The sequence below is a fragment of the Streptomyces sp. AC555_RSS877 genome (genome assembly GCF_019049245.1).
GTDB lineage: Bacteria > Actinomycetota > Actinomycetes > Streptomycetales > Streptomycetaceae > Streptomyces.
This window is the reverse complement of sequence record NZ_JAGMUK010000048.1, coordinates 21,935-30,631: the sequence shown is the minus strand read 5'-3', so window position 1 is coordinate 30,631 and position 8,697 is coordinate 21,935. Positions and strand designations below refer to the sequence as shown.

At 69.1% G+C, this 8,697-nt stretch carries 8 protein-coding genes and 1 pseudogene; 5 read left to right on the top strand and 4 right to left on the bottom strand.

Going from position 1 to position 8,697, the window contains the following annotated elements; translation table 11 throughout:
- The 4 genes and pseudogenes from KUM49_RS20770 to KUM49_RS20755 form a co-directional block, all read right to left on the bottom strand.
- Positions 1–267: pseudogene (locus KUM49_RS20770) on the bottom strand (integrase); the annotation flags it as partial.
- Between the two features lie 425 nt (positions 268–692).
- Entirely contained in the window at positions 693–2,183 is a 1,491-nt protein-coding gene (locus KUM49_RS20765) for a dienelactone hydrolase family protein (RefSeq protein WP_217238391.1), read from the bottom strand.
- 419 nt (positions 2,184–2,602) lie between these two features.
- Complete coding sequence (locus KUM49_RS20760) at positions 2,603–2,986, bottom strand: hypothetical protein (RefSeq protein WP_217238390.1); 384 nt, start codon at positions 2,984–2,986, stop codon at positions 2,603–2,605.
- A complete protein-coding gene (locus KUM49_RS20755; protein ID WP_217238389.1) occupies positions 2,983–3,189 on the bottom strand; it encodes a hypothetical protein in 207 nt (68 codons plus the stop codon). Before KUM49_RS20755 ends, KUM49_RS20760 begins: the two co-directional genes overlap by 4 nt.
- A gap of 330 nt (positions 3,190–3,519) precedes the next feature.
- On the opposite strand from KUM49_RS20755, the gene KUM49_RS20750 reads away from it, so the two are divergent.
- The 5 genes from KUM49_RS20750 (at position 3,520) to KUM49_RS20730 (ending at position 8,696) form a co-directional block, all read left to right on the top strand.
- Entirely contained in the window at positions 3,520–4,200 is a 681-nt protein-coding gene (locus KUM49_RS20750) for a lipopolysaccharide assembly protein LapB (protein WP_217238388.1), read from the top strand.
- Positions 4,201–5,096: 896 nt separating this feature from the next.
- Positions 5,097–6,206: a bifunctional DNA primase/polymerase gene (locus KUM49_RS20745; protein WP_217238387.1), complete on the top strand. Its 1,110-nt coding sequence runs from the start codon at positions 5,097–5,099 to the stop codon at positions 6,204–6,206.
- Complete coding sequence (locus KUM49_RS20740) at positions 6,203–7,747, top strand: phage/plasmid primase, P4 family (protein WP_217238386.1); 1,545 nt, start codon at positions 6,203–6,205, stop codon at positions 7,745–7,747. The genes KUM49_RS20745 and KUM49_RS20740 overlap by 4 nt, the downstream gene beginning before the upstream one ends.
- Positions 7,744–8,145 carry a DUF6009 family protein gene (locus tag KUM49_RS20735; protein WP_217238385.1) on the top strand — a complete coding sequence of 134 codons (402 nt, stop codon included), beginning with the start codon at positions 7,744–7,746 and terminating at the stop codon, positions 8,143–8,145. Before KUM49_RS20740 ends, KUM49_RS20735 begins: the two co-directional genes overlap by 4 nt.
- Positions 8,146–8,315: 170 nt before the next feature.
- A complete protein-coding gene (locus KUM49_RS20730; RefSeq protein WP_217238384.1) occupies positions 8,316–8,696 on the top strand; it encodes a CU044_2847 family protein in 381 nt (126 codons plus the stop codon).
- Position 8,697 lies beyond the last annotated feature (1 nt).

Below are 8,697 nucleotides of genomic sequence, written 5' to 3'. Positions count from 1 at the left end.
CAGATCGCGGTGCCAGCGCAAGATCGTGTCCGGCTGTACCAGCAGCAGGAGCTGTCGCAGCCTGTCTCTCGGGAGGCGGTGGAGCAGGCCGGCGAGGATGAGGCAGTGGGTGTTGGTGAACGCGGGCTTGCCGACCTGACGTTGCAGGACCAGCAGTTGGTGCCGCAGGGCAAGGATCTCGATGTCCTTATCGCGGTCGCTCATGGGCAGCAGGCGAAGGAGCGTCAAGGTGTGGGTCGCGGCGACGTAGGCCAGGCGCAGGGGCACGACGGATCATGATGCCGCGGTCCGCGGTCCGCGGTCCGCGTGAAAACACCGGGACGCGCGGCGCGGTGCGGCCCGAGATAGTGATCAAGGCCGTGACCTTGCCGGATGATTTATCGGCACCCGCACTGCCGGGCGGTCGACTGCTGGTCGGTCGACACCTGCTTGTAGACCAGGTTCGCCACCGAGGGCCCCTGCCGTAGGGAGGATCGGACCCTATCTGTCGTCAAACCCTGTCAGCAATCACCATCGGATCTGATTGGATTCGCGCCGCCGCGAACCGCCGGATTGCACGGGTTCATTGGACGCGTCGGCCACCTGTCGGCAGATCGGCCTGGCGCGCTGGTCCGCGGCGGGGGCGGCACCGCGGACTGCACTCCGGCTGGGAAGGGGAACGGCCGTGCCGTCGGCTGCCGCCGCCCAGCCGATCAGCGGTTGTTGCTTGGGCGGTAGACGCTGAGGTCGCCGTAGGCCGACAGGACCCCGGCCAGGTCACCGGGTTTGTCCCGCAGGGTGGTGTCCAGGAAGGCGAGAGTGGTTGCGGCGACGACGCGCGGGCTCTCGGTGCGGCCCAGGGAGCCGACTATCGAGGGCACAGGCGGCAGGTACAGGGGGCCGTCCATGAAGGTGAGGTGTGCGGCGCCGGGGATGGTGAGCCGGTAGCTCGTCGCGGTGTTGAGCTTGAGGGCCTTGGTGAGGCGGGGTATGTAGTGCGGGTCGGTTTCGGGGGTGATGGCCTGGGTGAGCGCGAGTGTCGGCTGGTGGAGGGAGGGGGAGGTGGGGCCGTGGGGGTAGCCGTCCAGATCGATGACGGCGTCGAACCGGTGGTCCTGCCGGGCTGCCTGCAGGGCGGCGGCACCACCCATGGAGTGGCCGGTGACCGCGACCCGGCCAGTGTCCAGGCGTCGGGTCAGCGGGCCGGCAATCTCACCTCGGTCTAGGTGGTCCAGCTGGGTGAGGACGAAGCTGAGGTCGGCGGCCCGAACAGCCGTCCAGCGGGCCGCCAGCTTGTTGTCCTTGTTCCGGTCGCCGGTGGAGGTGGTCTTGGTGTGAATCGTTCGGCCGTCGGTGAGGACGACGGCGGCGGAATCGTACGGGTGGTCGAGGGCGGCGACCACATAGCCGCGGCTGGCCAGTTCCTCCGCCCAGGCGGTGTTCTGGGTGCGCACTCCGCCCGACCCGGGGGAGAACAGCACGACCGGGAAGCGTCCGCCCCCGTCGGCCACCGGGGCGTTGAAGACCGAATGGGTGTGGGCACGTGGGATGCCGTCGACCAGGAAGCCAGGCAGGCCGACCGCTCGGGCGAGGGCGTCGGAGACGGTGCGCGCCTCGTGCTCCGTGCGCCCGAGGTACTGGGCCCGCTGCGTGCCTGCGGGGCTCTTCTGCGCGGGGTACCAGAGCTGGACCACGACCGTGCGCCGGTCGTGCGGATCGGCGGTGAAGGTCTCGGGGCGGCGTGGGTCGGTCCACTGCACCACGCGGGTGCCGACCGCGAAACGGCCTGACGGCTCGGGGAACACGGGTACGGGAAAGGCCCAGGCGGCCACCGGACCTGTGGCGATCAGGCCGACGCAGGCCACCGACCCGGGCAAGGCCAGCCACCACCGGGCCCGCCACGTCGGCCGGCCGGTATGGCGTCGCAGCAGGGGAGAGAGGGTGAACGGCAACGCGACGACAGTGCCTGCCAGTACTGGCAGCAGCTGCCAGCGGATGCCCACCACGCTCAGCACGATCGCGGACAGCACGAACACTGCCCCCGCCGCGATCGTGACGCGTGGGCGGACGGCAGGGGGAAGCCAGCGCGCCACCACCAGCGCGACGGCACCCAGCAAGACAAGGACTTCCAGAAGGGACATGTGCAGTCCCATGATGTTCTCGGTCACCCGGCCATGCTCGGCGCGGGGCACGCGCTGCCACATCGCCCTTGGGTCGCCATCGTGTACAGCCGGAGTCGCAATCCGAGGCACGCCCATGTGAGAGGCCTTGCGACCGTGGGGGGTGGCCGGGCTCCTCCTGTGGTCGTACTTCCGCGCGATTCCTTCAGACGGTGGACTCATGCGTGCCGCTGGATCGCGGCCTCCGTGACAGGGCTGCGGTACGTGCGGGCGGCGCGGGTCTTACGCTCCCGTACCCGACCCGGCTCCGGCTGTACGCGGTAGCGGCCCCGGCTGGGGCCACTGTGACGGCTGAAATCGACAGGGACGTGTTTCGAGAGTTGGCAGCCTGCCCTATGCCGACGCCGGCTGCGCAGTGTTGCCGGGCGTTGACGGAGGGTTGCCCGGGCTGGGCGCTCCTGTGGGCTTCCTCGGCAGGCATCGGTGCCGATGGGGTGGTGCACTCAAGCGCTTGTCCAGGATTCGAGGTGCTGCGCAACGTCCCGTAGGTCAGCTTCCTGGGCGCGGACGGCTCCGGCGAGCTCGTAGAGGTCGCCGTCCTTTGCCCGAACCGGCTGGCCGGAGACGTTCATGTACTGGCTGGTGCAGCCCCAGCCGATGACGAGGTTGTAGTCGGCGAAGGGGCGCAGCAGCAGCGCGGTGTGCAGGAAGGTGGCGGCGCGCGCGGATACCTGCTCGTAGTAGAGATTGCCGCGTTCGCGTTCGAACTGATGGCGCTGCGCCATGAAGCCGAGGGCGCCCCAGTCGTTGATGGGGATGTTGAGCGGAGCGAGGGCGGACTGGATCTGTAGAACCCAGCCGACGTCGACGCGGATGATCGGGCTCACCGCAGGCCGGCGGGGAATCGATCGGTCACGTCGGGCAGGATGCGTTCAGCCTCGGCGATCGCGCCCTCGACGAAGGCGATCCGGTCGGCTTCCTCGACGGTGACGTCGTGCACGTGCTGCTTGAGGCTCTTACCGGCGATGGTGGCCCGCTCGCGCAGCCGGGCCATCTCTTCCGGGCTGAATTCCACATTGAGTGCTGGCATAACCCCTACGGTACCGCTATAGGTACCATCCCGGGTACCAGCCGGTGCGGGCAGCAGCGGGGACATGCTGCTCGTGGGCAGGAAGCCGACGCGGCCGGGCTCGCTGGCCACGGTCAGCGTGAGCAGGCGACCGCGCGACGCCGCGCCTTCGAAAAGGCTTCAAAGCTGGCCCACATGCAGGCAGCATGTGCGGACTGTGGGGGTGCCCAACTCCCCGGCCTGTGCCCGGCGCGCTCCTACCGGCACCGGACAGAGGGATAGGTGCGGGAGGCCTCCGACCTGGCCGTCGCCATGCGGGCCAGGTCGGAGGCGGCCTTCGGAGGCGCATAGTTGCCAGCCGGGCTGCTGGCACGGCACGGCCGGCTCGACGAGCTTCGGGCAGCCGCGGCGACTGATGACTCGAGGTACGCCGTACAGGCGCTCGCGAGGTTGCTGGAGGAGCGCGGCGACGTGGAAGGGGCGATCGCCGCATACCGGCAGGCCAACGGACCCGTGACCCGCGACCCCAACTCGGCTTTCGAGCTCGCGCAGCTCCTCGTCCGGCACGGCCGGGGGAACGAAGCGATCGACGTGATGCGTGTCCAGGACGACGCCCACAACGGGGACGACTGGACTCTCCATACTCTGTCCGACCTGTGCCTCGACCGGGGCCGCCCCGGGGACGGCCTGACACACCTCAACGCCCTCGACGCCGCCCGCGGGGGCGAGGAGGACTGGGACCTGTACTGGATACGGCTGCCGCTGATCGCCGCCCGCGACGGCGTCGACGAAGCGATCACACAGGTCCGCTCCCATCCCGACGGCGCCACCTCGTACGCGGCGCCGCACATCGCTGAGTTGCTCGCTGGCGCCGGACGCACCGAGGAGGCGATCGCGGTCCTCGAACAGCACGCCCATGCGAACAGTCATGACCTGGCCGGCTACCTCATCGACGTCGACCGCGTCGAGGACGCCCTGGCCGTCCTCCAGCGGTACACCACCCGCCCGCTCGAGCTGTCGGACGGTACCTGACGACACGACGAGCCCCCGTTCTGAGGCCTCCTGCCCGGTCTGTCCCGCGGGGGAGCGTCCCGTCACCTGGAGCGGCGTGCGAGTCGCCCGGGTGGCCCTGAGCCGACGTTCCGTACTCGGTGCGGCTCGTCCTGGACGGTGGGCACGGCCAGGGCGCAGCGACTGGTTGGGGGCGGGGATAGATAACGGCAGTTGGTTGACGGAGGTGCAGACTGCGCTCCTCGCACAGCAGATCAATCCGCTGGGCTGGTGGCGAAAGTAGTTCGTTGCGCCTCATGCATCGCGTACGGAAGCTGCCTTGGTGGGAGAAACGGTCCCCTCGCTGTCGGTAGGTCGCCTGGGAGGCAGCTGGAGCAGTCGTTTCACGTGTGCTCGGGGAGAACCGTGTGCAGCCCTGCGGCCCCGAAGCCAGCTGCGGTCTTCGGTTCGGCTTGTCTGAAGTTCGGTCGCTTCGGTCGCTTGAGTCGCTGCAGGGAACGGAGGTAGCGACTGAAGGCTCAGCTACTCAGCGACTGCTCGGTCGCTGCTTGCGGATAATGCAAACATGCAGGTCAAAGCGCCATTCAGCTATGGCCAGCGACTGAAGCGACTCAAGTCCGGGGTATATGAGGACATTCATGTGTGCGCGTGTGCGTTATATATAGCAAGCTTCAGTCGCTTCAGTCGCTGTTCTGGTTCCTGGATAGTGCCTCACCTGCGGCTTTCTGCGACGTGGGACGACAGCGACTGAAAGCACCCAGTCGCTGCCAGGTCCGCTGGGTCGCTGCAACTGCACCTCCAGTCGCATCATCGACACGGCATGAGGGTTCTTTCGCATGTGCTCCGCGACCACACGCGCCACGTTCGCTAGGCTGTGTCCGTCGTTGAGTCGCTTCGGTCGCTGATAGGGGGTGCGAATGCCTGCTGAGCTGCGCTTTTCTGACAGCGACCCACGGCCGCCCGCCCTTGAACCTTCAGTCGCTGCCACCCTGGCGACCGCCAGCTGGTGCGCGCGCCGCGGCTGGCCCGTGCACCCCCTCGCAGCCGGCCGCAAGACTCCAGCCGCGAACTGCTCCCAGTGCCGCATCAACCCGCACCCGCCCGCCGAGTGCCCCTGCCTCCCCGCAGGCCGTTGGTGCCACGGCTTCCACGCCGCGACCCTCGACCAGCGCCGTATCACCCAGTGGTGGGGTCCTCATCCGGAGTTCGGCGTCGGTGTCGCCTGCGGCCCGGCCGGCCTGGTCGTCATCGACATCGACGCCCACTCCACCCAGCCGCCCACTCGGGACCGGATCCTGCCCGGTATCCCGATCGGCGACCATGTCGACCTCACCGGCCTGGCGAACGGCTTCCACACCCTCGCCGTCCTGGCCGCCCTGCGCGGCCAGCGCAGTCCCGCAGAAGATGACACCACGCTGCGCGTCCGCACCCCCTCAGGCGGCCTGCACGTCTGGTACCGGGCCGACAACCGCCGCTGGCGCTGCTCTTCAGGCTCGAGCCAGGGCACCGCGTTGGCCTGGCAGGTCGACGTCCGCGCCCACGGCGGCTACATCGTCGCCCCGGGCACCACTACCCGCGCTGGTACCTACACCCCGCTCGACAGCGTCCGCGAGCCGGCCGCACTGCCCACCTGGCTTGCCCAGGAGCTCGAACGCACCGGCCACCTGCCGGCCCCCAGCATTCCGGCACCACGGCCGGTCCCGCCACGTGCGCAGCAGGCCGTCCTGGTCGCAGGCGGCGGCCGCGAGGGCACCCAGAACGTGCTCGCCTCCGTCCTGGCCCCCATCGAGGACTGCGGCCGCGTTCCAGAAGGTGCCGGGTTTTCCGACACGCTCAATCGCGCCGCCTACACCCTCGGCGGCCTGGTTGCAGCAGGCCGCCTCACCGAGGACGAAGCCGAGCAGGCCCTTACGCAGGCCGCGACCGCCGCCCGCCCGGGCCAGGAGCGCCGCGCCGCTCAGATCATCCGCAGCGGCATGGCCGCCGGCCGCCAACACCCCCTCCACACGCGAAGGGGCCCCCGATGACATCGCACGGCAACGAGACCGAGGCCCTCTTCGAGTTCGACCCCGAAGCCGTTGCCGCCCAGATCCGTAACCAGCCGCGCCCAGCCCCGGCCACCACCGTCGCCCTGCCCGCCCAGGTCGACGTCTCCCGGGCGGCTGCCGGGGAAGCGACCTCTGCCGGGCTGCTGCCCGACACCCTCACCGACCGCGGCAACGCCAAGCTCTTCGTCAAGCTGTATGCCAACGACTACCGGCACGTCCCAGGCATCGGCTGGTACCGGTGGGACACCACCCGCTGGCAGATCGACGAGGACGACACCGTCCTGTGGGCCGCCGGCGACCTCGCCGAAGCCATCGCCACCCACGACCCGCGCGGCCTGTTCACCACCCAATCCCTGCAGTCACACCGCCGCCGCGCCCTGTCCACCACCGGCATCAACGCCATGCTCACCCAGGCCAAGTCCGCCCCCGGCATGGTCCTCAACGCCGCGCTCCTGGACGCCGACCCCTACGCCCTGTGCACCCCAGACGGCATCGTCGACCTGCGCACCGGACTGGTCAAAACCCCAGACCCCAACAAGGACTTCCACTCCCGCTCCACCACCGTCGGCCCCCAGGCGCTGCCCACCCCGCGCTGGGAACGCTTCCTGACCGACACCTTCGGCGCGGATGCCGAAGACCGGCAGATGATCTCCTACCTGCAGCTGCTGCTGGGCTACTCCGTCACCGGCGACGTCGGCGGCCAGGTCCTGCCCTTCCTCTTCGGCTCCGGCAAGAACGGCAAATCCGTCCTCCTGGACGTCCTCATGAAGCTGCTGGGGGACTACGCGGACGCGGCCCCGCCCGGCTTCCTGATGGCCCGCCCCTACGAAGGCCACCCCACCGACCTGGCCGAACTCCACGGCCGGCGCGTCATCGTCTGCTCCGAGGTCAAACACGGAGACAAGTTCGACGAGGCCCGCGTCAAACTCCTCACCGGCGGCGACCGCATCAAGGCCCGCCGTATGCGCCAGGACTTCTTCAGCTTCGAACCCACCCACAAACTGTGGCTGCTGGGCAACCACCGCCCCGAAGTCGGCACCGGCGGCTTCGCGTTCTGGCGCCGCATGCGGCTGATCCCCTTCGAGCGGATCGTCCCCGACCACCGCAAGATCGACAACCTGGCGGACATCCTCGTCACCGAAGAAGGCCCCGGCATCCTGGGCTGGCTCATCGACGGCGCCCGCCGCTACCTCGCGGGCGACCGCGACCTCACCGGCCCCGAACGCGTCCGCATCGCCACCACCGCCTACGCGGAAACCGAAGACCACACCGGCCGCTTCTACGAAGAATGCTGCACCCTCGCCTCCGAACTGCGCGCCGAGCAGACCGCCCTCTACGCCGTCTACCGGACCTGGTGCCAGAATGAAGGCGCACCGGCGATGTCCTCGCGGGCGTTCGCCGCCCGCACCCGGGAACTCGTCGGCCTGGCCTCGCCCAAGCAGATGATCCTGTCCAACCAGCGCAAGCACTACCCCGGCATCGGACTGCTCACCGACCAGGAGAGGGAACCCGACGCATGAGCTCCCTGATCGAAGAAGCCGAGATCAGCCACGAAGCCGACCTCGTCTGGCTGGAAGACATCACCGACCTCGACTACGTCCGCCAGAGCCTGGACCGCCTGCCCACCCGCAAAGGCCGTCCCGCCTACCACCGCGATGGCCGCATGGTCGGCTACGCCCTCCTCGACACCACGGCCAAAGCCTCCCGCGCCTCCGGCACCTTCCGCCGCCGCGTCTTCTGGCTCCTGCCCCACGACCGCGACAGCGAGCCGGAGGGCCTGTACGCCAAAAGCGCCCCCGCCGAAGCCGTCGATCCGCGAACCCTCAAAGCTCGAGTTAAGGGCTACAAGACCGAACGCTCAGAGGGCGGACCGCCCTCCACCGCCATGCAGGAACTCGGCATAACGCTCCCGCTGTGATCGGCCGGCTCGGCAGTACGCGCGGCTGCCCGTAGCACCCCTGAAGTGATACGAGCGGCAGTCGGAACTCGGCGTGCGGCGTACTGAGCGTTTCAGGACTTCGTCCTCATCCGCGTTCGGGGTTGATCGAAGGGGCACCAAGGGCCGTTGAGACTGGCATAGTTGAGCCTATGGGGGAATTTGTAGAGTTCACCTTTGACGACGGCCAAGCGGTACTGCTGGAAGTCTTTCCCAGCCCGCTGGCCGACTCCGCGGCGGGCGGCACGACGCCCGGTTCCGCACCGCTCGTGCCCGTCGCAGGTGAGGGAAACGGACGAGTGGCGCGGGCGGCCCGTGGCGCCCTGAGGCAGGTCCTGCAGCCGTTGGTTCCAGTCCTGCAGTCGGTGCACGACACAGTGTCGGCCATGGATCGGCGGCCCCAACAGCTCACCGTCGACCTGGGAGTCAAGGTCGGCAACGACCTGACGCTCGGCATCGTCGCCAACAAGGGCGAGGCGAGCCTCACGGTGTCGGCGACATGGAACCTCGAAGCACCTGTACCGACGGAGTAGG